Below are 24,584 nucleotides of genomic sequence, written 5' to 3'. Positions count from 1 at the left end.
TTCAAGGCGGGTTCAACTCAGGCGTTGGCCCAGCGTTTGAGGATCAGGGTGGCGTTGGTGCCACCAAAGCCGAAGCTGTTGGACATGACCAGATTGGCGGCAGTGTCCAGGCGCTCGCGCAGGATCGGTAGATCACCGGCGTTCTCATCCAGCTCTTCGATATTGGCCGAAGCGGCAAGGAAGTTGTCGCGCATCATCAGCATGCAGTAGATCGCTTCCTGTACACCGGCTGCGCCCAGTGAGTGGCCGGACAAGCTCTTGGTCGAACTGATCTTCGGCGCTTTGTCACCGAACACTTCACGGATCGCTTTCAGTTCGGCGACGTCGCCAACCGGAGTTGAGGTGCCATGGGTGTTGAGGTAGTCGATGCTGCCCTCGACGGTAGCCAGGGCCTGCTGCATGCAGCGTACGGCACCTTCGCCGCTGGGAGCAACCATGTCGTAGCCGTCAGAGGTGGCGCCATAGCCGACGATTTCGGCATAGATCTTGGCGCCACGGGCCAGGGCATGTTCCAGCTCTTCGACCACTACCATGCCGCCGCCACCGGCGATGACGAAACCGTCACGCTTGGCGTCGTAGGCACGCGAGGCTTTTTCCGGAGTGTCGTTGTACTGGGTTGAGAGGGCGCCCATGGCATCGAACAGCATCGACTGTGACCAATGCTCCTCTTCACCGCCCCCGGCGAAGACCACATCCTGCTTGCCCATTTGGATCAGTTCGGCGGCATGGCCGATACAGTGAGCGCTGGTGGCACAGGCCGAGGAGATCGAGTAGTTGACACCCTTGATTTTGAACGGGGTGGCCAGGCAGGCGGAAACGGTGCTACCCATGGTCCGTGGTACGCGGTATGGCCCGATCTTCTTGACGCCTTTTTCGCGCAGCAGGTCGACCGACTCCATCTGGTTCAGGGTTGAGGCGCCGCCGCTACCGGCAACCAGGCCGGTACGAACGTTGCTGACCTGCTCTTCACTGAGGCCCGCATCGGCAATGGCCTGTTCCATTGACAGGTAGGCAAAGGCGGCGGCATCGCCCATGAAGCGTTTGATCTTGCGGTCAATTGCTGCATCCAGGTCGATATCTACACTGCCGGAAACCTGGCTGCGCAGGCCCATTTCGGCGTACGAGGGGTTGTGGCGGATGCCCGGCTTGCCGGCCTTGAGGCTGGCGGCAACGGTTTCCAGGTCCTGGCCCAGGCAGGAGACAATGCCCATGCCGGTAATCACGACGCGACGCATGGTGATAATCCTCAGAAGCTATCGGTAGAAGTGAACAGACCTACCCGCAGCCCTTCGGCGGTGTAGATCTCGCGGCCATCGACGGCCAGGCTGCCATCGGCAATGCCGAGAGTCAGCGAGCGGTTGATGGTGCGCTTGATATGAATGGTGTAGGTGACTTTCTTGGCGGTCGGCAACACCTGGCCGAAAAATTTGACCTCGCCGGAGCCCAGCGCGCGGCCGCGGCCCTCATAGCCCAGCCAGCCCAGATGGAAACCAACCAGCTGCCACATGGCATCGAGGCCCAGGCATCCGGGCATTACCGGGTCACCCTCAAAGTGACAGCCAAAGAACCACAAATCGGGGTTGATATCCAGTTCGGCAACAATCTCACCTTTGCCGAAGCGACCACCGGTATCGCTGATGTGAGTGATACGGTCGATCATCAGCATGTTGGGGGCTGGCAATTGTGCGTTTCCAGGGCCGAACATTTCACCGCGGCTGCATGCCAGCAGTTCTTCCCGGCTGTACGCATTTTGTTTTGACATAGAGGCTCCTGCTCATCCCCGGCAGTATCGGGGTGTTATGTTTCGGCATTGCGATTGGGTCACAAATGCCGTCAGCGTATCTTCAGACTGATTGGCTTCGGCGAAAGTCACACCGCTAAGGCGCTACTCGATGCAATGGCTGATCGCGATGAGGATACCTGCGAAGGCGGCCGAGGACAAAAGTTTCCGTACCTCGGCCGTATTTGTGGGGGGGTGAGTCAGTCCAGTTCGCCGAATTCGGCCTGGAACGCGTCACGCAGTTCACGTTTGAGCACCTTGCCGATGGCGCTGCGCGGTAGCTCGCTGGTCAGAATCAGGCGGTTGAGGCGCTGGGTTTTGCCGACCTGCTGGTTGAACCATTGCAAAATGTTATCGGCGCTGTCGCTGGCATCGCTCTTGAGCACGGCGTAGCCGACCGGGGTTTCACCCCAGCTTCTGGATTGCACGCCAATGACGGTAGCCTCAAGCAGGGCAGGATGCTGGCGTAATACCGCCTCCAGGTCGCTGGGATAGATGTTGAAACCGCCGCTGATGATCATGTCCTTGCGCCGATCCATCAGGGTCAGGAAGCCCTCTTCATCGAAGCGGCCGACATCGCCGGTGCGGATGAAACGCTTGCCGGTGCTATCGAACCATTCGGCTTCGGCGGTTTTTTCCGGTTTATTGAGGTAGCCGGTCATCATGGCCGGGGAGTGGCCGACCACCTCGCCGATCTCACCTGCAGGCAACTCGTGGCCATCTTCGTCGATAACACGCATGTCATGGCCGTCCAGCGGCTTGCCGACGGTGCCGAGTTTGTCCGGGTACTGATGGGCCGGCAACATGCAGGAGCCGCCACCCTCGGTCATGCCGTAGAACTCAACCAGGCCACCCGGCCAGCGGGCCAGGATGTCGGCCTTGAGCTCGGCATGAAAGGGGGCGCTGGTGCTGAACTTGACCTGGAAGCTGGAAAGATCGTACTGGTCGAAGTCGTCGCGGGCCATGATTCTTTGATATTGCACGGGTACCAGCATGGTGTGGGTAACCCGGTGTTCGGCGGCCAGGGCCAGGTACTTGCCGGCATCGAACTTGGCCATCAGCACCAGTGTACCGCCCAGACCCAGTGTTGGCAGGAAGGATACCAGGGTGGTATTGGAGTACAACGGCGTGGAAATCAGGGTGACGCACTCGGGGCCGTAGCCGAACGCGATTCCCCGCTGAATATGCGACCAGCGCATGCCATGGGACTGGACAATGCCCTTGGGTTCGCCGGTGGTGCCGGAGGAGTAGATGATATTGAACGGCAGCTCCGGAGCCAGCTCCACGGGCTGCGGTGCAGCGTCGCACAGCCACTGACTGAAGCCCTGCTGCGGCCGGCTGTCGTCCAGACTGAGCAAGGTAACGTGCAGTCTGCTCTTGACGGATTCGATGGCCTGGTCCACGGCCTGATCAACGAAGACCAGTTGAGCTCCGGAGTCGGCAATCATGGTCAGCAGACTATCGGCAGTGGACGAGGGAGCCAGCGGAGCAACCACCACGCCGGCACGCAGGGCGCCAATGAACAGGCAGGCATAAGCAATCGAATTGCTGGCGCAGATGGCGATGCTGTCGCCGGGTTTCAATCCATCACGCTGCAGCGCCGCTGCGACCTGATCAACGGTCTGGTTCAGTGCCCGGTAGCTGACCTGGCGGTCGTCCTGGATCAGGGCCGGGTGTTCGGCACGTTCACGAGCATGCACCGCGACCAGGGCGGGCAGGGTGGTATAGGGGCTTTCGAGAGTTACGGGGGTCGAAGGGGTGATGCTCATGAACGCTTCCGCCACTGCTGTTGTTGTTGGGACAGGGTTCAGTGTGCCAGTTACCGGGCGGGAATCCAGCCTTCAGGGTTGGCGGAATAGTGACTGATCAGTCTGGTCAATGATCTTCGCTGGATAGGCTCCGGCAGCGCTCCAGAGCAGCCTGAAGCGCTTGGCGCGATACTGGTTTACCAAGAAAATCCTGCATTCCGGCGGCCAGGCAATGCTGGCGATCCAGTTCAAAGGCACTGGCGGTCAGGGCGATACAGGGAATCGGCTCGATTTGTTGGGCCTGACAGTACTGGCGATATTGACGACAGACTTCCAGGCCGTCGATATCCGGCAACTGGATATCCATGAGAATGGCCGCATAGTGCTGTTCGGGTGTTCTTAGTCGTTCCAGGGCCTGGGTGCCGGTCGCGGCGATTTCGACGCGCAGGGAGAGGCTGCGGAGCATGCCTTCGATCACCATCTGGTTTACTGGGTTGTCTTCGACCAACAGGATCGGCCGCTCGTTGTCGTGCGAGCCGATGCGGGCGGTGGATGCCGACTGGGCATTGAGTGGTGCCAGCGAGCGAGTCAGGGGCAGGGAGAGAGTGAAGCAGGAACCATGGCCTTCGCGGCTGACTGCGGTCAGCTCGCCGCCCATGTGGTGGGCGAAGGTGCGGGCAATGGACAGGCCAAGGCCGGTGCCGCCGAACCGCCGTGAGGTGCTGCTGTCAGCCTGGCGGAAGGCGTCGAACATGCTGTCCAGGCGGTCTGAAGCGATGCCGATGCCGGTATCTTCTACCCGGCACTGCAGCCAGATCTGGTTGGGGCCGTCTTCGCTCCAGTCGGCCCGCAGGCGGATGCTGCCTTGTTCGGTGAACTTCAGTGCATTGCCGATCAGGTTGACCAGAATCTGACGAATACGGGTCGGGTCGCCGACCACCGTGCAGTCCATCGGGTCACCTTGCAGCTCAGTAATCAAGCTCAGGCCTTTCTGGCTGGCGGCATGCTCGAATACCGCAACCGAGCTACGCAGTAGCTGCGGCAGATCAAAACCGATGTGCTCGATTTCGACCGCGCCGCGCTCAATGCGCGAAAAATCAAGAATGTCGTTGATGACCTTTAACAGATGGTCGGTAGAGTCGCCGGCGATTTCTACGTACTCGGTCTGTTCGCGATTTAGCTCAGTCGTTTCAAGTAGTTGCAGCATGCCCAGCACGCCGTTCATCGGGGTGCGTAGCTCATGGCTCATCATCGCCAGGAAGTCAGACTTGGCGCGGTTGGCCGATTCGGCCTCTTCGCGTGCCTTGACCAGTTGTTCGATGGCCTGTTGCTGCTCCTGTCGGGCTTGCTCCAGAGTACTGGCCAAGGCGTTTATATTGCTCATCAAGTGACCAATCTCGTGTTGATCACTGACGTTCAGGCGAGTGTTCAACTGGCCCTGGCTCAGGGCGTTGACGGCCTGACTCATGTCCCGCAGCGGCTTGGCCAGCGCCTGTGCCAGGCGCAAGGCCAGAATCAGTGCGGCGATCAGGGTCAGGGCGGCCAGCCCCAGGCCACTTAGCAGTATCTGGCGTTGCCGTTTAAGGAAGGCTGCGTTGCTCAGACCAACTGAGACCTGGCCCAGATATTGTGGCTCTCCCCGTGGCGTGGTTGGGGTGTCTAGCAGAAACAGGTCGCTGTGCAAGGCAACGCGTTCGCGCAGGATATCGGCTGTGAAGTGACGTCGCTGGCCGTCTTTGGGCGGTTGACGCTCCAGGCTGAGCAGTATCTGTCCTTGGCTGTCGAAAACCTGAACATGTTGCACATGGGGAATGTCCAGCGTACCGCGAACCAGGCTTTCGAGTGTGTCGATATTACCGCTGATAACTCCATATTCGGCAGCGGTGGCCAACTGTTCGGCAATGCGCTGCCCAGTTTCGTTCAGTGCTTGATTGACGTCATCCAGACGTGCACTGATGAAGTAGCCAACCAGTGCCAGACTCAGCAGCATGACAGGAAGCAATGCTATTAGTAGCAATCTGCGCTGAATGGTGCCGCGTTTCAGGACTTTCACTGTTGTTGCTCCTGGGCCGCGATTAACTGGGCCAACTGCTTGTCTTCCGGCAGTGTGAGGCCCAGCGAACGGGCGACCTGCGGGTTGCTGAGAACTGAGAAATGGCTCGGGTAACTAATGCGCCCGGCTACCCAGGGCATATCCATGAGTTGAGCCAGACTGCGGGCCATGTCAGTTGGAGTGCTGTAGGTGGTGCTGAGACTGCCAGCGCCAATAAACGGGGCGCTCGGACCAATCAATACCTTGTTGCGGGCATAGCTTGTCAGCAAAATGGTTTTCACTTGGTCTGCATTGTAAATGGAGGGATCGTCCAGCCCGATCAGGACATCACTGTCTGCCAGAAGGTCAATCAGCCGACGGGGCAGGTGAGCGGAATCTTCGACGAGGGCGCTGTTGATTTGCAGGTTGTGGCGCCTGGCAGCCTGTTCCCAATCAAACAACTGCCACTGTTGTGTTTCGCTATAGAGCAGCCCGCTGCTGCTCAGACGCGGAATCAGCAGTTTGGCCAAATGAAGCTGACGGTCAGGTTTGGCGCTGGCTAGCAGCAATTGCAGACTGCTGGGTAGGACTGGACGGCCCAGGCGGGTCAAGCCGTCAAGGGTGATGTAGGAGGCCAGCGTGGGGGTCTCCAGATCCTGCAGCAAACGCCATTCCAGAGCCCGCTGCCCCAAGGTAATTATGAAGTCTGCAGATTCAGGCGCGGGCTGCTCGTCGAGCAGATGGGTCGTAATGCGGTCAGTGGGCCGCTGCTGTTTCAGGCTTTGAACGAATTCGCGAGTCAGTTCGGTATGTACTGGCAGAACGACGGCAATGTCGCTGGCCAGGGCGGATGTTGAGCCCAGCAGTATCAACAGCACGGCAAACAGAAGCTGACGCCATGCTTTCATGACGGCCTCCGGGTGCTGTATGAATGGTCCATGGCGACATTCCTTGTCTGCAATGACAGGACTCCAGGAAGGGGGAGCCCCTTATTCACTGGCTTCAGAAGTTTAGCTCAGCACTGAGATAGTAGTGATTGCGACTATCGTACAGGTTTTCCGACCAGGTGAGCGCTTCGTCGTCCAGTCGGTGCTGCCAAGTCAACGCCAGTTCCATGCTCCTGTTGTTGCTCAGTGCAAAACGCTTGACCAGTCGGCTGTCCAGGCGCTCGAATCGGCGCTCGTTAAGCTTATCTGCACCGTAATAGATCAGGCTGCTTTCGAAACCGGCCGGCCATTGCCGCAACCAGGCGGCACTACCCGAGTGGCGGGCTGTCAGGCGCTGATCGAAACGGCTACTGGCCTCAAAGTTGATCTGCGCATGGGTTAGACGCAGGCGGTCGCGTCGGGTCAGGCGCCAGTCAAGCTGGGTCTCTACTCCTCTGAAGCGAATGCTGGCGTCGTTGTTTGGCAGAAAGTCATCGACCCGCAACGGTTCGCTGATCATGTCGTTGATCTGTTCTCGGAATACGCGTATGTCGATTGCCAGCCCCAAGTGGTGGAATTGGCCGTTGTAACCGAGTTCCTTGGAGCGCATTTTCTCCTGCTGGAGATTGCCGGGCCCGTAGGCTACTGCATAGTAGGTCTGTGGACCACTGAGCGGGCCGCTGAGATTCTTGATCTGGTAGGTCCAGTGGGCATTGTTCTCGTACATGTCCGGCGAGCGGACGGCTTCGGAGTAGACCAGACGCAGGCTGTGCTGGGGGGCAATGAACAGGTTGGCGGCCAGACGCGGAGAAAATGAGGTGCCGATCAGCGAGGCATCTTCGTACATGCCCCCGGCCTGCAGTAGCAGACGCTGATGCGGACGTACTTCAATATTGCTGAAAACCTGAACAATATCGTTTTTCACAGTGCCGGCAAAAAAGGTTCGTGAACTGGCTTGGTCGTGCCGGTAGCTGATTCCGTTGACCATACGCAGCCAGTGAGAGAGGCGACGAGTATCCTGGAACTCGAGCTGGTAGCGGGTTTCGCGAATGTTCTGGTCAATGTCCCAGCACGCCGGATCACTATCGAGTGAGTCGAGGTGTTTCTGTTTGACAATGTCAGCTAAATCACCAATTTCCTCGGTATATTGGCCGTCTGTGGTCTGCATCAAGAGTGTGCGCATATCTCTATGAATGTTCTCTGGGCGCAGGAACTGGCTGACCCGTCGAGCAGCCAGGGTGCTTAGCTGGTTGATCCGGCGTAGCTCGGGTGACAGTGTCACCGGTGCGTTGCACACTCGCCAGTCACGCAGTCGTTCCATGTGCTGGGCATAGGCCATGAGCTGGAAACTGTGATCAGGACTGGGGTCGATTTTCCATAGCCCTTGCAAGGCGTAATCCTTGCCGCTGATATCTGCTGGCGGGGTGTGGGCTCCGACGACTCGGTCATACTGGCTTTGCGGTGGGTTGGGTACCCGAACGAATGGACTGAACTCGTAATAGCTCTGGCGATTGGTTTCACTGGCGGCAGCTTGCCAGTCAAGGGTCTGGTTGGCTGAAAGTTGCAGTGAGTTGCTGAGATTGATGCGGCTGAGGCGACGACCGTCGCGGTAGTCTCGGCCATCGGGGAAGTGATCGAAACCATCATCCTCCTGCCCGGACAGGCTCAGGCGCCAGTGACTGTTCTCACCGGCGGTGCCCTGGCTGGCATACCAGTCGTTGACCCCGCGTTTGCCGCGGGTGATCTTGAGTATGCTGCCCAGTGTTTCTCGAGGGTGGCGGGTAACGATATTGATTACCCCCATCAGTGCGTTGGCGCCATAGGCGGCGGTATTGGGGCCACGAAATACTTCGATATGCTCGATGTCCTCAATCGCCAGAGGGATCTCCGTCCAGTCCACTGTGGCCAGACCGGGCCGGTAAACTGAACGTCCGTCAATCAAAACCTGCAGGCGCCTGGCTTCGGTGACATTGGTACCGTGATAGTTGACATTGATTTGGTTACCGCGCCGATAGCCGATCATCATACCAGGGACCAAACGCAGAATTTCCGGGATATCCCGAGCCCCTGTGGCGCGGATCAGCTCGCGATCAATGACTGTCATGCTACCGGGAACTTCGGTGGGAGCCTGCTTCAGGCGAGAGGCACTGAGCACAGTCGGCAGTTCGGGAGCGTTCAGCAGAGGATCATCGAAAGCGGCGACAGGCAAGGCCGTCCCCAGCAAAAACAGGGCTGTAATGCGTCTGGAGCGCGATATCGGCATAGTGATGGCGTCGAGTTATCGTTTTGACTTTGGCCCCCATATTAACGGTAGCCGATGGTTTTTCCACTCCCTGATCGCTGTTATTCTGCGGCCACCCTATACTGATTCAACGTTGTTCGGTTGGACAGGCTACCGGGCCGCGTTGACTACTCAAGCGTATGTTACAAAGCAGCAAGGATTTTTCATGACCGATCAAAAAGTGCCTGTAGCCGTTCTCGGTGGCGGAAGTTTTGGCACCACCCTGGCCAATCTGCTGGCCTGCAATGGCGTTCCGGTAACCCTGTGGCTACGTGATCAGCAAGTTGCCGATGCAATCAGCCGTGAGCATGAGAACAGCCGTTATCTGCCTGGTATCAAGCTGGATGAGCGGCTGCGGGTCAGTACTGATCTGATGGCGACGCTGGCCAACGTTGAGCTGGTGTTTCTGGCGATTCCCAGCAGCGCCTTTCGCACCGTGTTGCAGCAGATTGGGCCGGCCCTGGCTGGCAAAGGCGTGATCAGTACAACCAAAGGGATCGAACAGCCGGGCTTTCTGATGATGAGTGATATCGTCGAGCAGGAAGCGCCTGATGCTCGGGTAGCGGTGCTGTCCGGGCCGAACCTGGCCAAGGAAATGGCTGCTGGCGCCCTGACCGCTACGGTGGTAGCCAGCGATGACGAGGCGCTGTGCCGTGAAGTGCAAGAGGTGCTGGGTAGTCGCAGCCTGCGAGTCTACGCGAGCCAGGATCGCTACGGAGTTGAGTTGGGTGGGGCGCTGAAGAATGTCTATGCGATCATCTCCGGTATGGCTGCGTCAATGGGCATGGGCGAAAACACCCGCAGCATGCTGATTACCCGGGCGTTGGCTGAAATGACCCGGTTTGCCGTGCATATGGGGGCCAACCCGCTGACTTTCCTGGGGCTGGCTGGGGTAGGCGATCTCATTGTGACCTGCATGTCGCCGCAGTCGCGCAATTACCAGGTTGGACATGCGCTGGGGCAGGGCTTGTCTCTTGAGGAAAGCGTAGCCAGACTCGGTCAGGTGGCTGAGGGCGTCAATACACTCAAAGTGCTGAAACAGAAGGCAGATGAGGAAGGGGTCTACATGCCGCTGGTCAGTGGCCTGCATGCGATCCTGTTCGAACAGCAGCCGCTGCCCCAGGTTATTGGCAAGCTGATGAGTGCGGAGCAGAAGCATGATGTCGAGTTCGCGGCCTTTATGGCTTGCACACCATTGGAGGGGGTATGAGCGAGAAACCTGGTTTCGTGGCGACGGTCAGTTCGGCGGATTTTTGGCTGCGGCTGCTGTATATCCTGTTGTTTGCGTTGGCCTGGCAGGTTTGTGAGTTGTTGCTGCTGTTGGTGGTCATTGTCCAGATCGGCTTCCGTCTGTTCCAGGGCGAAGCCAATGTACGGGTGGCGGGGCTCGGTAACAGTCTGTCCCAGTATGCCTGGCAGATTGGCCGCTATGTCAGTGGGGCGAGTGAGCAGAAGCCCTGGCCGTTCATGGAGTGGCCGGCCGCCGAGGCCGAGTGGCAACGCAAGCCGGGTACGTCTGGCGATGAGGCCCCCAAGCCATGAAACTCTGGATTTTGCGTCATGGCAAAGCGCAAGCCATGGCCGCATCCGATCCGCAGCGGGCGTTGACCGAGCGAGGCCGTGCAGATGTCCTGCACATGGCCGAGCTGCTACGTGACCAGCAACTGGATGGCATCCTGGCCAGCCCGTATCTGCGGGCCCAACAGACCGCCGGGCTGGTAGGGGAGCATCTGAACTTTGCCCGCGGCGTGGCTACTGCACCCTGGCTGACGCCGGATGATGACCCCATGCAGGTGATCAATTACCTGAGCGAGCGCACTGAACAGTCGCTATTGCTGGTCAGTCACCAGCCACTGGTCAGTCAATTGGTGAGTCTGCTGGTCGAAGGACACCGTCGTGGGCATTATCCCATGCCGACCGCTGCCCTGGCCTGTCTGGAAATGGACGTGGTCGCTGCCGGACTGGCACAACTGTTGAGCCTGAATACACCAAAAGATTCTTGAGTTGCTGGGCAGTTCCGCCCTGTTGATCTGAATGCCAAAGGTTCTGAGCTTGTTGCCAGGGCTCTGGCATGGGATAGTGAGCCCCATTAAGGCGCAGGGCCGGGTTGCCCGGCTCGTGACAACAATAACTACAAATCTCACGTTGATAGAGGTGACGCCATGAACAACCAGGTGGCGCTGGCTGGTTCATCCGCATTGGACGCGTTTTATGCTCGCGAGCAGGCTCATCCTGATAAGACCTACCTGATCCAGCCACTGCCCGGCGGACAGGTTCAGCAGTATACCTGGGGGCAGGTGGGGGATCAGGCCCGCCGTCTGGCGAGCTATCTGCTCAGTCTGGAGTTGGCTCCGGGTAGCTGTATTGCCTTGGTGTCGAGGAACTGTGCCCACTGGATCATTGCCGACCTGGCGATCTGGATGGCAGGGCATGTCTCAGTCCCTTTGTATCCCAACCTGACGGCTGATTCGGCCAGGCAAATTATCGAACACTCCGAATCGCGGGTGGTTCTGGTTGGCAAGCTGGATGACTGGGCCTCTCTGAGCTCGGGGCTGCCTGAGGATATTCCTTGGGTTGGCCTGCCACTGGCGGCCGAGGATGCGCGTCTGCGGCCCTGGCAAGAGCTGATGCAGGCCTATGAGCCGATGACGGATAGCCCGACACCGGATCCCGAGGCGCTGGCCACTATTGTTTACACCTCCGGTACTACTGGCATGCCCAAGGGGGTGATGCTGAGTTTTGCTGGTATGTACTTTTCCGCCAAGAATTGTTTGAGGCTGTTCGGGATTACCGATCAGGACCGCCTGTTGTCCTACTTGCCGTTGTGTCATGTGGCCGAACGGCAGTTTGTTGAGATTGCGTCACTGCTGGCCGGTGAAACGGTGTACTTCTCTGAGACATTTGAAACCTTTCTGCAGGACATGCAGCGGGCCAGACCGACCGTGTTCTTTGGTGTGCCGCGGATCTGGGTCAAGCTCCATCTGGGGGTGATTGCTAAGATGCCGGCGCGACTGCTGGATGCGATGCTGAAGGTGCCGGTGCTCAGACACAGGGTAGGGCGCCGGGTGTTGGCCAGGCTAGGGCTGGATCAGATCCGCTATGCGGTCTGTGGTGCGGCACCGGTGCCGCCGAGCCTGCTGGAGTGGTACAAGCGCCTGGGGTTAAAGATCGCCGAGGTGTATGGAATGACCGAAAATTGTGGCTATTCGCACTTGGGTCGGCCGCGCAAGCTCAAACCCGGCTGGATCGGGCTGCCCAATCCAGGGGTTGAGTGCCGGATCGCTGAGCAGGGCGAAGTGCTGGTACGCAGCAAGGCCAATATGCTCGGCTATTACAAGGACCCGGAAAGAACCGCTGAAACCCTGGATGAGCAGGGGTTTGTGCACACAGGTGATGTTGGTGAAATCGACAATGAAGGCTTTTTGCGCCTGACCGGCCGGCTCAAGGATATCTTCAAGACCTCCAAGGGCAAGTATGTGGCGCCAGGGCCGATTGAGAGCCTGCTGGCTGAACATGAGCGTGTCGAGCAGGTATGTGTGGTTGGCGACAACCTGCCTCAGCCTTTGGCGCTGATTCAGCTGTCGGAACTTGGGTTGCGTCAGGCCCAGCAACAGCGTGCAGTGCTGGAGCAGATGCTGGGAGAGTTGTTGCTGGCGGTCAACGCGCGGCTTGATCGGCATGAGAAGCTGGGATGTCTGGTGGTGATTGGTGATGCTTGGCGGATCGAAAATGGCTTCATGACACCGACCCTGAAAATCAAGCGCAGCGTGGTCGAGGCCACTTACCGCGAGCAGTGCGAGTTGTGGTCGGTCAGTGGCCAGCCCGTGGTATGGCATGCCATGGACTAGCGCTGAGCGAGCGTTATGCTGACGTATTCACAGGCTGCGCCAGGCTTGTCCCGAGAACTGAATCTGTTAGGGTCTGGGCCTGAACAAGAGCCGAGAAGTCGACATGCAAACAACAAGTAGTCACGAGGTGCGATTCAATCTGCCGTCCATTGAGGTTGCGGCTAAGGTCTGGGGTGATCCTGACGGTTTGCCGGTTATCGGCCTGCATGGCTGGCTGGACAATGCTGCCACCTTCGACCTGATTGCACCACGTCTGCAGGGCGTTCATCTGGTGGCGCTGGATTTACCTGGTCATGGGCTGTCCGGGCACCTGCCTGCCGGTGGTTACAGTCTTTGGCAGCAGGCCGCGACAGTGTTGCAGGTGGCTGAAAGTCTGGGCTGGGAGCGCTTTGCTCTGCTTGGTCACTCAATGGGTGCAATCATCAGCGGGATTCTTTCCGGAACCTTGCCGGAGCGGGTCATTGGTGCAGGGTTGATCGATGGTTTGCTGCCATTCACCTCCGAAGCCGACGATGCACCCAAGCAGATGGCACGCTTCTTCGAAGCCAGCCTGGCGCTCAGCAGCAAGCGCAAACCGGTTTATCGCAGTATGGAACAGGCGGTCAGCGCGCGGGTCATGGGTGGAACCACGCCATTATCACGCGAGGCCGCGGGTATCCTGGTCGAGCGAGGGCTGATGTCTGACCACGGCGGCTGGACCTGGCGCACCGATCCGCAGTTGATGCTGCCTTCACCATTACGATTTACCAGCCGACATGCACTGACCTTTATTGAGGCGATCCGCTCACCGGTGAGTCTGGTGCTGGCCAATCAGGGCGTCATGCATAAGCATCCCCAGGTATTGGAGCGGATCGAGCGCTTCGAGCATATCGTCGTGCATCGGATTGATGGTGGCCATCACCTGCATCTTGAAAGCCAGGCCCCGGAAGTGGCAACGATTCTTGACAGTTTTTTCCAAGGCCTGGCTTGACCACTCAGGCGCACTGGGCAAGGCTTGCAGCATGAACCTGTATCCAGGTTGCGTTTGGCCATAAGGAGTGTCGATGTTGTACAGATCGCGTGTTGGATTGGGAGGGGCAGCCATAGCCCTGTTCGTCTTGGGCCCAGTGGGGTGGGCTGCGGCGAACGAACGACTGGTCATTGAGCCCTTTCCGCGCTCGTCGATAGTACAGCAGGTAGTGGAGGAAAGCGTCGATCACGGCGTGGTGATCGGCAGCATCCGGCGGATCAACAATCAATTGCGAGCCGAGCGCGAAGTGCGTACTACCGGCGAACTGATAAGGGTGACTCTGGAAATTCCTGCAGGACACGACAGAACTGAGGCTTTCCTGCATGCCAAGCGCCAGGTGCTGGCGCAGCCGCACCGCATGCTGTATTTCTGCGAAGGCCGTGAATGTGGCAGCAGCAGCCTGTGGGCCAATCAGGTGTTGGGGTTCGCCCGTCTGTATGGCCCTGAAGATAATCAGGCCTATGTATCCATGCGCCTGGATGACGAGCCGCAGCGTTTCATCAGTCTTTACGCGATTACCCGCGGCAATCGCCAGGTGTTTTTGCACATTGACCAGTTCACCCCGGATCAGCCAGTAACCGAGGATCTATATCCGACACCGGCGACGCTGATCAAGGTCCTTCGGGCGGACGGGTCGATTGACCTGCCAAATGCCGACATGACCGATCCCGACAGTGAGGCCACTCGCACCTGGCTTGATCTGCTTAATCGTGCTCTGCGAACCGATATGCGTATGCGCGTAGCGGTTCACGGAGTGCAGGCGCCAGCTTTCGTTCAGGCGCTGGTTGACCGGGGTATCCGGGATCAGCGCCTGGAGGTAGGGGAGCCTAGTCCGGAGGTGGGGATTCGGATCAGTACGCTCTGACCCATCAGCGCTGACGGCGTGCGGGGCGCACCTCCAGACGGTCGGGCAGAGCCTGAATCGCCAGCCAGTCGAACAGTTGAGTGCGGTAACGACCTGCATTGAACAGTTCGGCCTGGTTGTCGTAATGCCGGTCGAATGGGTTGCCCGACTGCCCCAGCGGATTGATGCCCAGAGTGCCGTTGAGATCGCCCAGATCTATCATTCGCCGGGTTGAGGGGCCAGCCTTGACCCGGTAGCTACTGCCGCCCAGGTCAAAGGCCATGTTGTTGAGCGTTTCGCGGCCGCCGTCGACGATCACCGGGTCGGTATTGAATCGGCTGCCGAACCAGGTTTTGTCCGCCAGCGGATGAATGTGTTGAAGGCTGATCATCCGGTCCCAGGTCCAGTCATTCGGATCAATCCCGAACTGTTCTACCAGCGACTCGAAGGTGCGTGCCCAGGCATGCTCGATTGCAGCTTGACGTCCGTCCAGGGTTGGCTGCAGGCGGTTGTCCCACCAGGGTGAAGCCGGTTTCCAGTACAGGCTGTTCAGGCTTTTTTCGGCCATGTAAGTGTTGCGGAAAAACTCATAGCGGGGGCCCAGTTCGTCAGCGAACAGGGCTTCCATGAGCTTTTCCTGCCAGCGCTGGAAAATGGTGGCGCCCACGCTGCTTCGCTGGAAGTTGCCGTCCCATTCGCCCAGGATCGCCATGGCACGCTCAGCAGGGGCGCGCAGATCAGTGCGCAGCAGGTGTTCATTGAACAGTGGCAGAGCGTCACGGACCATGGCCAGGGCCTGGGGACGCTGCGTGTCGAGCTGCATGGCCTTGAACCTGGCGAGATCGAAAGGCTCGTCGCTGTTCAGCAGTTCGGCCAGACGCTCGGCTCGCTCACTTGGGGCGTAATAACCGGGCAGGATGCGCCGAGGATTGCTGTTGGGGTAGGGGTTGTTGGCGCTGAACAGATAACCCTCGCGCGGGTTGATGACTCGAGGGTTGGCCGAAAACGGCTGATAACCAAGGAAGTCGTCGCGGCCACTGCCGCCATTGAGCAAAGCAAAGCCATTGCTGCTGGCCGGCCAGCGCTTGAGTCGGCCAATCGCCCACATGCCGATATTGCCTTCAACGTCGGCATACACAACATTCAGACCTGGTGACCAGTGCAGTGCTGCGGCCGCCTCGAACTCCTGCATGTTGTTGGCACGGGCAAACCCGTAAAAGGCTTCGGCCGAATCGTTCTCGGGGTCAAGGAAGGTCCAGAACAGGCTGACCGGTTGACGCTCCAGGCTTTCCAGTTCGCCCGGTAGATCGTTGATGATCGGGCCGTGACGCGAGCTGCGCATGCGGACCAGGCGGTCTTCCTGACCACGAATCTTGATGACCTCTTCGTGTACCCGCAAGCGTTGCCAGCGATCGACCGCCCAGACCTGTTCCGGATTGTCGGGGTTGGCTCGTTCACGGTAAAAGTCGATCTCATCGTTCATCAGCATGGTCAGCCCCCAGGCATGCTGACGGGTTTGTCCGAGCAGGGCGAACGGCAGACCCGCGAGGAAGTGTCCGTAAACCTCATGCTCAGGGGTGCGGATATGAGCTTCGTACCATACCGCTGGAACCGAAAACCCGATATGTGGGTCATTGGCCAGCAATGGAGCGCCATTGCGGCTGCGCTCGGCACTGACTGCCCAGGCGTTACTGCCCATGAACTGGCCAGCAGGGACGCTGCGTTCAACTTCGGCCAACTGCTCCAATAGGGGTGTCAGCAGGCTGGTTTGACTCGGGCTATGGGGCTGGGCGCGGGGCGGCAGGTTGTCTGGCCAGCCTGGTACCAGGTCCTGCATGTGACGTGGACTCAGGGTACCGCGAACATGGTCAACCAGCGCATCGGTCTTGAATGCTTCAGCGAAGGAGTAGGCCATATAGCCCATGATGTGGGCGATATCGGCTGTGCTGAAATAATCCGGACGGGTCATCAGCAGGCGGTATTCGACTGGGCGTCCGCCCTGATCGATGTATTGATTGATTCCGTCCTGATAGGCTTTGATCAACTGCACGTGAGGCTTGTCGCTTTGCTCCTGAAGACGTTCGGCATACTGGCGGGCATAGCGGCTGATTCCCAGGGTGCGAAAGAATCGGTCGGTATTGAACGAGTCCTGGCCAAACAGTTCGGATAGCCGGCCGGCACCAATTCGGCGCAACATGTCCATTTGGAACAGTCGATCCTGCGCATGCAGATAACCCAGGGTGCGATAGGCGTCAAGGTCGTTGCTGGCATCGATGTGGGGAACCCCCCAGGCATCGTAAAATACATTGACCGGAGCCTTGAGGCCGGTCAAGTTGAGCTGGCCGCTACGTCGGGCCTCGGCGGTGTGTTGAACCCAGTTCCAGCCGGCGATCAGCACAATCGCCAGCAGAGACAGAGCGGCCAGCAGTTTTATCTTGGTGGATTGACGACCTTTAATCACGATTGACCTTGGTTAGAACGGAACGGTCCGGGCATCATGCTTAGTGGGACTGTCCTCGTCAATCCGGATTCACCGAATGGAGAACTGAACATGGGGTTGCGTGTTGCACTGGTGCTGGGTAGCGGCGGAGCCAGGGGCTATGCCCACATCGGCGTCATCGAAGAACTCGAGCGCCGGGGCTACGAGATTGGCTGTATCGCCGGGTGCTCAATGGGGGCGGTAGTTGGCGGGATTTATGCTGCCGGACGGCTGGACGACTACCGTGACTGGGTCTCAGGGCTGGATTATCTGGACGTTTTGCGCCTGCTGGATATCGGCTTCGGCAATCTGGGCGCAATCCGTGGCGAGCGAGTCTTCGGCCGGATTCGTGAGATGCTGGGTGATCAGCAGATCGAAGATCTGGCAATCCCTTTCACCGCAGTAGCGGCCGACCTGACCAATCAGCAGGAGGTCTGGTTCCAGCAGGGCTGTCTGCACCAGGCCATGCGTGCCTCGGCTGCGATCCCCAGTTTGTTCTCGCCGGTTCGCCAGGGCTCGCGAGTGCTGGTCGATGGTGGCCTGCTCAACCCGTTACCGATCATTCCGGTGGTGTCGGCGCACTGCGATCTGATTATTGCTGTCAACCTCAACTCCACTCACACCAATGGCTACACTCTGCCGGTGATCGAGCGTCCGGCCCCGGTGCGTCAGCAGTGGGAGCAGTGGCTGGAAATGTTCAAGTTTCGCAACTGGTTGGCGCGCAAGAGTGCTGAGCCCTCGCCGGAGGGGGATGCCCTAGCCTATCTGCCAGAGAGTGAGACGGTGGGGCAGCCTGAAGCGCCGCACTCGCGTGAACAGGATCAGGGCAAGCCGCTCGAGGTTGAAGAAAGTGTGGGCCCGGCCAGCATGCTCGAACTGGTGACCCTGTCCTTCGAAGCGATGCAGGCCTCCCTGACCCAGTACAAGATCGCGGGCTACCCCCCTGATCTGGTGATTGATGTACCCAAGCGGCTGTGCCGGTTTTTCGAGTTTTACCGGGCTCCTGAGCTGATTGAGCTGGGCCGTCAGGTGGCCAGCGATACCCTGGATCGGTTCGAGCGCAGCCGGCATTGATGCGCGGCTCGCCGCAGCTGGTAGAATGCCGGTCCCGATCTGCCAATGAGCGAGAGTGAGAGATTAAGGCATGACTCAGACCGTGCGATTGACCGAATACAGCCATGGTGCCGGCTGTGGCTGCAAGATATCTCCCAAGGTGCTGGATGAAATCCTGGCGGTCGGCCAACCCGGTCCCCGTTTCGAGCGGTTGTGGGTGGGCAACGCCAGTCGGGATGATGCAGCAGTTTTCGGTCTGGATGATGAGACCGGCATCGTCAGCACCACCGATTTCTTCATGCCCATCGTTGATGATCCCTATGACTTTGGCCGCATCGCCGCCACCAATGCAATCAGCGATATCTACGCCATGGGCGGCACACCATTGATGGCCATCGCCATTTTGGGCTGGCCGGTCAATGTGCTGGCCCCAGCGATTGCCGGCGAGGTCATCGCCGGGGCCCGTGCCGTTTGCGCCGAGGCAGGCATGCCATTGGCTGGCGGTCACTCGATTGATGCCCCTGAACCGATTTTCGGTCTGGCGGTCACCGGGCAAGTCACCCGCAGTCAGCTCAAGCGTAATGATCAGGCCAAGGCCGGAGCCCGGTTGTACCTGACCAAGCCGCTGGGCATCGGCATTCTTACCACGGCTGAAAAGCAGAAGAAGCTGCGGGCCGAGGATGTTGGCGTTGCCCGTGACCTGATGTGCCGCCTGAACCGGTCTGGTCAGCGTTTCGCCACATTGGAAGGGGTGCAGGCAATGACCGATGTTACCGGTTTCGGTCTGCTTGGCCACCTGGTGGAAATGGCTGAAGGCTCGCAGGTCAAGGCGCGTATCGAGCAGGCCCGGGTGCCGCGGATTAACGGCGTTGATTACTACCTGGAACAGGGCTGCATCCCGGGTGGTACCGGACGCAATTTCGCCAGTTATGGGCACAAAGTGGCAGACATGCCGCAAGCCTGGCGTGACCTGCTGTGCGACCCGCAAACCAGTGGCGGTTTGCTGGTAGCCGTGGCGCCGGAGGCCGAGCAGGCATTCATGGCATTGGCGGCGCAAGAGGGGCTGCAACTGACCGCGATTGGCGAATGCTTGCCCAGTGATGGTGAAGTCTGGGTCGAGGTGGTTTGATGCGTAGCAATACCGAGGATTTCCGTCGGCTGTTCCTTGATCAGGTACCGCTGATGGATGTGCGGGCCCCGGTCGAACATGCCAAGGGCGCTTTTCCCGGTGCGGTCAATCACCCGCTGATGACCGATGTTGAGCGGCAGAAAGTGGGGACCTGTTACAAACAGCAGGGGCAGCAGGCAGCCATTGCCCTGGGTCACCAACTGGTTGGCGGCAAGGTCAAGGCGGCCCGGGTCGAGCAGTGGCAGGCCTTCGCACGGGCCCATCCAAATGGTTATCTGTACTGTTTTCGCGGTGGCTTGCGCTCGCAGATCGTCCAGCAATGGCTGGCCGAGGCCGGCGTCGAATATCCGCGGGTGATCGGCGGTTACAAGGCTATGCGCCGGTTTCTGATCGATACCCTGGAGCAGGCCATCGTTGATTGCCCGCTGCTGCTGGTGGCTGGGCTGACTGGTACCGGCAAGACCGAGGTCATCACTGCCCTGGATAATAGTCTGGATCTGGAAGGGCATGCCCACCACCGGGGCTCGAGTTTTGGCCGTCATGCGACTCCGCAGCCATCGCAGATCGATTTTGAGAATCGCTTGGCAATCGAGGTCCTGCACCGCCGGGAGGCGGGTGAGCGCAGTCTGGTTCTGGAGGATGAAGGGCGCATCGTTGGTAGTTGCTCGGTGCCGCTGGAGCTCTACCGTGTCATGCAGGATGCTCCGCTGGTATGGCTGGAAGACAGCTTCGACAACCGCGTCCAGCGTATCCTCAAGGATTACGTGGTGGACATGCAGGCTGAGTTTGCACTGCTCCACCCCGATCAGCCCGAACAGGCTTTCCAGGCGCTCTCGGCCCATCTGCTGGGAAGCTTGCAGCGAATTCGCAAGCGCCTGGGCGGTGAGCGCTATCAGCAGCTTGAAAGACTGATGAGTGATGCCTTGGCAATCCAGCAGCACAGTGGCGACGTATCCGATCACTGTGGCTGGATCGAGACTTTGCTCAATGAATACTACGACCCGATGTATGCCTATCAGCGTAGTGGCAAAGAGGCGCGAGTGGTATTCAGTGGCGAGCAGGTAGCTGTGATTGAGTATCTGCGCGAGCGCGCGAGCCACTGAGTAATCGCTGCCACCTATATACCGTCATGCGAAGGCGGGGGTTCAGGCTGCGATGGATTGCCGCGTCGCTGTGCTCCTGGCAATGACGGGGCAATCCTTTCCGGTTCATCAACAGCCAGTGGGGCCGGTTATTGGTTCTGGGCATGTTTCGTGAACAATTTCGTCAATCTGGTCGGTTTCTGACTTTTTCTCTTTTATGATCTGTCTGGATAGGCCGAAATGTCTTCGGCAGTGTATTGGTCAGGAGTGAGACAGATGGGTAAGCAGTTCGAAGGTAAGGTAGCCCTGGTTACCGGTGGTGCCGCTGGGATCGGTAAGGCAACCGTTGAGGCGTTTGCCGCAGAAGGCGCCAGCGTTGTGGTGTCGGATATCGACGTCCAGGGCGGTGAAGCGCTGGCCCAGGCCATTCGCGCTGCGGGCGCAAAGGCTCTGTTCATTGCCTGCGATGTGCGCAAGGCTGATCAGGTCGAGGCCATGATGGGGCAGATCAAGGCCGAGTTTGGCCGTCTGGATTGTGCGTTCAACAACGCTGGTATCGAGATTGAGAAGGACAAGCTGGCCGACGGCAATGAAGAGGTGTTCGACAGCATCATGGATGTCAACGTCAAGGGCGTCTGGCAGTGCATGCGCTTCGAATTGCCTCTGATGCTGGCCCAGGGCGGCGGAGCTATTGTCAATACCGCTTCGGTAGCTGCGCTGGGTGCGGCGCCGAAGATGAGCATCTACGCCGCCAGCAAGCACGCAGTATTGGGTCTGACCCGTTCGGCAGCGGTGGAATATGCCAAAAAAGGCATTCGCATCAATGCCGTGTGCCCGGCGGTTATCGATACTGATATGTTCCGCCGGGCTGCGGCCCTTGAGCCGCGCAAGGCTGAGTTCGCTGCGGCAATGCATCCGGTCGGACGTTTGGGCAAGGCCGAAGAGATCGCCGCGGCGGTACTCTATCTGTGCTCGGAAGGTGCGGGCTTCACAACCGGGATTGCCTTGCCGGTCGATGGCGGCGCAACCTGTATTTGAACCTACTCATCCCGTCCTTCAAGCATGGTGCGCTTGAGTAGCACGTAGACCGAGCCGGTGCCGCCATGGCGCGGCAGGCAGGAACTAAACGCCAGCACCTGCGGGTGCTGGCGCAGCCAGGTGTTGACGTGGCTCTTGAGGATGGGTTTGCGCCCATCCTTGCGTACCGCTTTACCATGGGTTACCCGCACGCAACGTATTTCCAGGCGGGTGGCTTCGGCAAGAAACTCCCACAACAGGTCGCGGGCTTTTTCCACGGTCATGCCGTGCAGGTCGATCGACCCGTCAAAGGGGATCTGTCCGCCCTTGAGTTTACGCAACTGACTGTCCTGGATACCGTTGCCGGCCCAGGCCAGCTCCTCTTCAGGGTGTACATCGATAACGAACTGGTCGGAGAGGCCATCCACCCGTACCGGTTCCTGTCCGGTCAGTGCCCCCTGGCGACGGGCTTGAAGCCGGTCTTTGTCGATCCGGGGCTTGCCGGTATCGGCCTGATCGACGCGTAGGGGCTTGGCGCCTTTGACTGCGCTGCGAAACAGCTCGAGATCGTCGGTGTCGTTGGAATCGTGGCTCATGGTTCTGGGCTGAACTGGCTGCAAAAACCTGAAGTTTATCAGTAGAAGCCGTGCCTGCGCAGGTTAGAATAGCTGGCAGTCAATAACACTAGATCTGTCCAGACCCCAGGGCCGGCGCGCAGCAGATCATGGACAGGTTCTTAAGAGGCTATTATGAGCGATGTATCCCGTTTGACCCGAATCAAGGACCTGGTGCGCTGGGGCGTCAGCCGTTTCCATCAGGCCGGTCTGTACTTCGGCCACGGTACCGACAACGCCTGGGATGAGGCGCGTCTGCTGGTGTTGCACGCATTGCATCTGCCATGGGAAACCACCGCCGAGTACAGCGACTGCCAGGTGACCGATGAAGAGCGCGAGACTGTTCTGGCCTTGCTGCACCAGCGTATCGATTTGCGCATCCCAGCGGCCTATCTGACCGGGCAGGCGCGCTTTGCCGGGCTCGATTTTCTGGTGGATGAGCGGGTGCTGGTGCCGCGCTCGCCGATTGCCGAGCTGATCGAGCGGCGTTTCTCGCCGTGGCTGGAGCGCGAGCCGCAGCAGATTCTCGATTTGTGCTGTGGCAGCGGCTGCATTGGTATTGCCTGTGCCTATGCCTTCCCCGAAGCCGAGGTGCTGCTGGCCGATCTGTCCGCCGATGCGCTGGCAGTGGCTGAGGCCAACATCGATTTGCACCAGTTGGCTGAACGGGTTGAGGCGCGCTGGTCGGACGGCTTTGATGGGATGCCGGGCGAGCGCTTTGATCTGATTGTCAGCAATCCGCCGTATGTCGATGCTGAAGACATGGCCGACCTGCCGGATGAGTACCACCATGAGCCAGAAATGGGCCTGGCTGCGGGTGACGATGGGCTGGATCTGGTGCGCAGAATGCTGGCCCAGGCGGCGGATCACCTAAGCGAGGATGGTCTGCTGGTGATCGAAGTGGGCAATAGCATGGTACATGTGGCAACGGCCTGGCCTGATGTCGACTTCGAGTGGGTCAACTTCGAGCGTGGTGGTCACGGGGTCTTCGTGCTGACGGCAGAACAGTGTCGCCGCCATCAGGCGCTGTTTTCAGCGTAATACCACCCATAGCAACATCAACGCCTGAAACACGGCAAAGACGATCAGGCAGCCAATCGCGAAGCGGTGACCCAGATCGTTGCGCTTGAAGTGCTCCAGGGTGGCCTGCAGAGTGCTGAGTTCAGCCTGTAGTTTGCGGTTGGCGGTTTCCTGCTCGCGCAACTGGCGCAGTAGCTCACTGACCTGAAGTGGCTGGATCAGCTCGGTATTCCAGCTGCTGATCAGGTCCGAGGCACGGTTGGCCTGGGCTTTTCCCTGGCTCATGGCCTCGTCGGTGTAGTGGATGAAAAAACCGGCGCGCTTGAGCAGTCGCTCGCGGATCAGGCGCAACTCTTCGGTGGCTACATCCGCACTGTGGAGCATGATGGGGGTTACTGCGTAGTCAGGGCAGTTGCGCTGACACCAGTCAATCAGTTGCGCCAGTAAAAAACCGGCCAGGCCGCGTTGAGGTGGGCCCATCTGAATCCCTTCCGGTGGGCCAAAGCGCAGCCGCTGGTGTTTGTGGTCGACCAGCACTTCCAGGGTGTTGAGGTTGCCGCCTGGGGTTTCCCCTTCGATTCTTGCCTGCAGGCGCAGTAGTTCCAGACTGGCAACCTGTTCATGGGTGACCGCAACCTGGGCCAGTACTTCAGTCTGGGCCAGTTGCCGGCCTTTGAAGATCGGGCGTAGCTGAATCCAGTAGAAGTCAGACGGCTTGGCATTGGCGAACGGGTTGCGCACCGGCTTTTCTGCCGGTTCTCTGGTGGCTTGCGAAGGGGCCTGTTCTGCACTGCTCATGACGGTTTCCATTGGCTTGTCAGCGAAACTATCGGCCATTGCTCTGGCAACTTGAGTCTTAACTTGGCCAGCCTGTCCAAGCCTGCCACAGCAAACGTACCGCAAGCAGGGTCAATAGGCCATTGAAAATCCGCGCGAAGCGCCGATCATTTAGGTGCCTCAGCAGGTGCAGGCCAAGCCAGGTGCCCAGTGCTCCGGCCGCGATCATCAACAGGATCAGGCCCAGCCAATCGAAAAATACAAACCCGGCGGCGCCGTAGACGACAGCTTTGGGTGCATGTTGCAGACTCATGGCGGCGGCAAAGGTGGCGACGGTGGAGAACCGTTCGCCAGCCTGCTGCTGTTTGACAAAGGCTGCAACCAACGGGCCGGTGGCGCCAACGAACAGGCTGATAAAGGTGGTCAGGGTGGCGGCCACTAAGGTACCAAAGCGACCGGTAGCCACTTTGGGGATCGCCGGGCCCCAGACCAGCAGCAGAATGAAACCGGCAATGCAGAGTTGGATCAGTGCGGCGGGCAGGTCCACCAGAATCAGGCTGGCCAGCCAGGCGCCCAGTATGACGCCGGGCAGGAACCAGACAATGACCTGTAGATTGATATGCCGCAGGGTCATCAGTGCGCGGTTGAGATTGGAGCCGAACTGAACCAGCCCGTGTACCGGAATGATGGCGGTTGGTGGCATCACCAGAGCCATGACCGCCAACATCAGCACGCCGCCGCCAATACCCAGCGAGGCGGTGATGGCCGAGGTGACGGCTGACAGGGCTATCAGCAGCAGGGTTGTGGCTGCTGGCAGGGTGCTGGGCAGTAGCACGTCAAACAGCTCAGGCATGGTGGCTCCGTTAAGGCGGCGGGGTTGCAACATGCTAACGGCGAGGTCTCGGACTGTCACCCGTTGCGGCCTGGCGCTATACTGCGCGCTCA

General features: G+C 59.3%; 21 protein-coding genes. 11 read left to right on the top strand and 10 right to left on the bottom strand.

Annotated features, from left to right (window positions below; genetic code table 11):
• Window positions 1–17: 17 nt before the first annotated feature.
• The 6 genes from fabB to BVH74_RS14880 all read right to left on the bottom strand — a co-directional run bounded on the left by fabB (window position 18) and on the right by BVH74_RS14880 (window position 8,749).
• The gene (fabB, locus tag BVH74_RS14905) at window positions 18–1,235 is read right to left on the bottom strand and encodes a beta-ketoacyl-ACP synthase I (protein ID WP_080050854.1); all 1,218 of its coding nucleotides are present in this window, start codon (window positions 1,233–1,235) and stop codon (window positions 18–20) included.
• Window positions 1,236–1,246: 11 nt separating this feature from the next.
• Entirely contained in the window at window positions 1,247–1,762 is a 516-nt protein-coding gene (gene fabA / locus BVH74_RS14900) for a 3-hydroxyacyl-[acyl-carrier-protein] dehydratase FabA (RefSeq protein ID WP_080050853.1), read from the bottom strand.
• 218 nt (window positions 1,763–1,980) lie between these two features.
• Window positions 1,981–3,549: a class I adenylate-forming enzyme family protein gene (locus BVH74_RS14895; RefSeq protein WP_218189141.1), complete on the bottom strand. Its 1,569-nt coding sequence runs from the start codon at window positions 3,547–3,549 to the stop codon at window positions 1,981–1,983.
• A gap of 106 nt (window positions 3,550–3,655) precedes the next feature.
• On the bottom strand, window positions 3,656–5,581 hold the full coding sequence (locus tag BVH74_RS14890; protein WP_231705525.1) for an ATP-binding protein: 1,926 nt from the start codon (window positions 5,579–5,581) through the stop codon (window positions 3,656–3,658).
• On the bottom strand, window positions 5,578–6,468 hold the full coding sequence (locus BVH74_RS14885; RefSeq protein WP_080050851.1) for a hypothetical protein: 891 nt from the start codon (window positions 6,466–6,468) through the stop codon (window positions 5,578–5,580). Before BVH74_RS14885 ends, BVH74_RS14890 begins: the two co-directional genes overlap by 4 nt.
• A gap of 94 nt (window positions 6,469–6,562) precedes the next feature.
• Complete coding sequence (locus tag BVH74_RS14880) at window positions 6,563–8,749, bottom strand: TonB-dependent receptor plug domain-containing protein (RefSeq protein ID WP_080050850.1); 2,187 nt, start codon at window positions 8,747–8,749, stop codon at window positions 6,563–6,565.
• A gap of 184 nt (window positions 8,750–8,933) precedes the next feature.
• Here BVH74_RS14880 and BVH74_RS14875 point away from each other — a divergent pair, with 184 nt between their 5' ends.
• The 6 genes from BVH74_RS14875 to BVH74_RS14850 all read left to right on the top strand — a co-directional run bounded on the left by BVH74_RS14875 (window position 8,934) and on the right by BVH74_RS14850 (window position 14,489).
• Window positions 8,934–9,977, top strand: coding sequence for an NAD(P)H-dependent glycerol-3-phosphate dehydrogenase (locus BVH74_RS14875; protein ID WP_080050849.1), 1,044 nt, complete (start codon window positions 8,934–8,936; stop codon window positions 9,975–9,977).
• Entirely contained in the window at window positions 9,974–10,309 is a 336-nt protein-coding gene (locus BVH74_RS14870; RefSeq protein ID WP_080050848.1) for a DUF4389 domain-containing protein, read from the top strand. Before BVH74_RS14875 ends, BVH74_RS14870 begins: the two co-directional genes overlap by 4 nt.
• The gene (gene sixA / locus BVH74_RS14865) at window positions 10,306–10,770 is read left to right on the top strand and encodes a phosphohistidine phosphatase SixA (RefSeq protein WP_080050847.1); all 465 of its coding nucleotides are present in this window, start codon (window positions 10,306–10,308) and stop codon (window positions 10,768–10,770) included. Before BVH74_RS14870 ends, sixA begins: the two co-directional genes overlap by 4 nt.
• A 159-nt stretch (window positions 10,771–10,929) precedes the next feature.
• Complete coding sequence (locus tag BVH74_RS14860) at window positions 10,930–12,615, top strand: AMP-binding protein (protein ID WP_080050846.1); 1,686 nt, start codon at window positions 10,930–10,932, stop codon at window positions 12,613–12,615.
• Between the two features lie 103 nt (window positions 12,616–12,718).
• Window positions 12,719–13,585, top strand: a complete 867-nt coding sequence (locus tag BVH74_RS14855; protein WP_080050845.1) for an alpha/beta fold hydrolase — start codon at window positions 12,719–12,721, stop codon at window positions 13,583–13,585.
• A 73-nt stretch (window positions 13,586–13,658) separates the two neighbouring features.
• Window positions 13,659–14,489, top strand: coding sequence for a DUF4892 domain-containing protein (locus BVH74_RS14850; RefSeq protein WP_080050844.1), 831 nt, complete (start codon window positions 13,659–13,661; stop codon window positions 14,487–14,489).
• Between the two features lie 4 nt (window positions 14,490–14,493).
• Here the strand turns inward: BVH74_RS14850 and BVH74_RS14845 are convergent, their stop codons facing one another.
• The gene (locus tag BVH74_RS14845; protein WP_177344539.1) at window positions 14,494–16,929 is read right to left on the bottom strand and encodes a penicillin acylase family protein; all 2,436 of its coding nucleotides are present in this window, start codon (window positions 16,927–16,929) and stop codon (window positions 14,494–14,496) included.
• 90 nt (window positions 16,930–17,019) lie between these two features.
• Here BVH74_RS14845 and BVH74_RS14840 point away from each other — a divergent pair, with 90 nt between their 5' ends.
• From BVH74_RS14840 to BVH74_RS14825, 4 genes are all read left to right on the top strand, one after another.
• A complete protein-coding gene (locus BVH74_RS14840; protein ID WP_080050842.1) occupies window positions 17,020–18,021 on the top strand; it encodes a patatin-like phospholipase family protein in 1,002 nt (333 codons plus the stop codon).
• Window positions 18,022–18,091: 70 nt separating this feature from the next.
• Window positions 18,092–19,129 (top strand): selenide, water dikinase SelD, encoded by a 1,038-nt coding sequence (gene selD, locus BVH74_RS14835; protein ID WP_080050841.1) that lies wholly within the window; start codon window positions 18,092–18,094, stop codon window positions 19,127–19,129.
• A complete protein-coding gene (mnmH, locus tag BVH74_RS14830; RefSeq protein WP_080050840.1) occupies window positions 19,129–20,232 on the top strand; it encodes a tRNA 2-selenouridine(34) synthase MnmH in 1,104 nt (367 codons plus the stop codon). The genes selD and mnmH overlap by 1 nt, the downstream gene beginning before the upstream one ends.
• Window positions 20,233–20,487: 255 nt before the next feature.
• On the top strand, window positions 20,488–21,249 hold the full coding sequence (locus tag BVH74_RS14825) for an SDR family oxidoreductase (RefSeq protein WP_080050839.1): 762 nt from the start codon (window positions 20,488–20,490) through the stop codon (window positions 21,247–21,249).
• A 2-nt stretch (window positions 21,250–21,251) separates the two neighbouring features.
• Here BVH74_RS14825 and BVH74_RS14820 read toward each other — a convergent pair whose 3' ends face one another.
• Window positions 21,252–21,824, bottom strand: a complete 573-nt coding sequence (locus BVH74_RS14820) for a Smr/MutS family protein (protein WP_080050838.1) — start codon at window positions 21,822–21,824, stop codon at window positions 21,252–21,254.
• Window positions 21,825–21,977: 153 nt separating this feature from the next.
• Here BVH74_RS14820 and prmB point away from each other — a divergent pair, with 153 nt between their 5' ends.
• Window positions 21,978–22,883 carry a 50S ribosomal protein L3 N(5)-glutamine methyltransferase gene (gene prmB / locus BVH74_RS14815; RefSeq protein WP_080050837.1) on the top strand — a complete coding sequence of 302 codons (906 nt, stop codon included), beginning with the start codon at window positions 21,978–21,980 and terminating at the stop codon, window positions 22,881–22,883.
• Here the strand turns inward: prmB and BVH74_RS14810 are convergent.
• Together BVH74_RS14810 and BVH74_RS14805 are read right to left on the bottom strand one after the other, a co-directional pair.
• On the bottom strand, window positions 22,875–23,660 hold the full coding sequence (locus tag BVH74_RS14810; RefSeq protein WP_080050836.1) for a hypothetical protein: 786 nt from the start codon (window positions 23,658–23,660) through the stop codon (window positions 22,875–22,877). The two genes, prmB and BVH74_RS14810, sit on opposite strands and share 9 nt — an antisense overlap.
• Window positions 23,661–23,718: 58 nt before the next feature.
• Window positions 23,719–24,492: a sulfite exporter TauE/SafE family protein gene (locus tag BVH74_RS14805; RefSeq protein ID WP_080050835.1), complete on the bottom strand. Its 774-nt coding sequence runs from the start codon at window positions 24,490–24,492 to the stop codon at window positions 23,719–23,721.
• Between the last annotated feature and the right edge of the window lie 92 nt (window positions 24,493–24,584).

It is taken from the genome of Halopseudomonas phragmitis, from assembly GCF_002056295.1.
Classification (GTDB): Bacteria; Pseudomonadota; Gammaproteobacteria; order Pseudomonadales; family Pseudomonadaceae; genus Halopseudomonas; species Halopseudomonas phragmitis.
Note: the sequence above shows the minus strand (reverse complement) of the source record. Positions and strands in the feature narration are given on the sequence as shown.

Excerpts from the sequence above, each read along its gene's own strand:
- BVH74_RS14895 (WP_218189141.1), bottom strand. The coding sequence starts at position 3,549 with ATGAGCATCACCCCTTCGACCCCCGTAACTCTCGAAAGCCCCTATACC.
- BVH74_RS14805 (WP_080050835.1), bottom strand. The coding sequence starts at position 24,492 with ATGCCTGAGCTGTTTGACGTGCTACTGCCCAGCACCCTGCCAGCAGCC.
- BVH74_RS14875 (WP_080050849.1), top strand. The coding sequence starts at position 8,934 with ATGACCGATCAAAAAGTGCCTGTAGCCGTTCTCGGTGGCGGAAGTTTT.
- BVH74_RS14860 (WP_080050846.1), top strand. The coding sequence starts at position 10,930 with ATGAACAACCAGGTGGCGCTGGCTGGTTCATCCGCATTGGACGCGTTT.
- fabB (WP_080050854.1), bottom strand. The coding sequence starts at position 1,235 with ATGCGTCGCGTCGTGATTACCGGCATGGGCATTGTCTCCTGCCTGGGC.
- BVH74_RS14885 (WP_080050851.1), bottom strand. The coding sequence starts at position 6,468 with ATGAAAGCATGGCGTCAGCTTCTGTTTGCCGTGCTGTTGATACTGCTG.
- fabA (WP_080050853.1), bottom strand. The coding sequence starts at position 1,762 with ATGTCAAAACAAAATGCGTACAGCCGGGAAGAACTGCTGGCATGCAGC.
- BVH74_RS14880 (WP_080050850.1), bottom strand. The coding sequence starts at position 8,749 with ATGCCGATATCGCGCTCCAGACGCATTACAGCCCTGTTTTTGCTGGGG.
- BVH74_RS14850 (WP_080050844.1), top strand. The coding sequence starts at position 13,659 with ATGTTGTACAGATCGCGTGTTGGATTGGGAGGGGCAGCCATAGCCCTG.
- BVH74_RS14855 (WP_080050845.1), top strand. The coding sequence starts at position 12,719 with ATGCAAACAACAAGTAGTCACGAGGTGCGATTCAATCTGCCGTCCATT.
- BVH74_RS14810 (WP_080050836.1), bottom strand. The coding sequence starts at position 23,660 with ATGAGCAGTGCAGAACAGGCCCCTTCGCAAGCCACCAGAGAACCGGCA.
- BVH74_RS14870 (WP_080050848.1), top strand. The coding sequence starts at position 9,974 with ATGAGCGAGAAACCTGGTTTCGTGGCGACGGTCAGTTCGGCGGATTTT.
- BVH74_RS14820 (WP_080050838.1), bottom strand. The coding sequence starts at position 21,824 with ATGAGCCACGATTCCAACGACACCGACGATCTCGAGCTGTTTCGCAGC.
- prmB (WP_080050837.1), top strand. The coding sequence starts at position 21,978 with ATGAGCGATGTATCCCGTTTGACCCGAATCAAGGACCTGGTGCGCTGG.
- selD (WP_080050841.1), top strand. The coding sequence starts at position 18,092 with ATGACTCAGACCGTGCGATTGACCGAATACAGCCATGGTGCCGGCTGT.
- mnmH (WP_080050840.1), top strand. The coding sequence starts at position 19,129 with ATGCGTAGCAATACCGAGGATTTCCGTCGGCTGTTCCTTGATCAGGTA.
- sixA (WP_080050847.1), top strand. The coding sequence starts at position 10,306 with ATGAAACTCTGGATTTTGCGTCATGGCAAAGCGCAAGCCATGGCCGCA.
- BVH74_RS14825 (WP_080050839.1), top strand. The coding sequence starts at position 20,488 with ATGGGTAAGCAGTTCGAAGGTAAGGTAGCCCTGGTTACCGGTGGTGCC.
- BVH74_RS14840 (WP_080050842.1), top strand. The coding sequence starts at position 17,020 with ATGGGGTTGCGTGTTGCACTGGTGCTGGGTAGCGGCGGAGCCAGGGGC.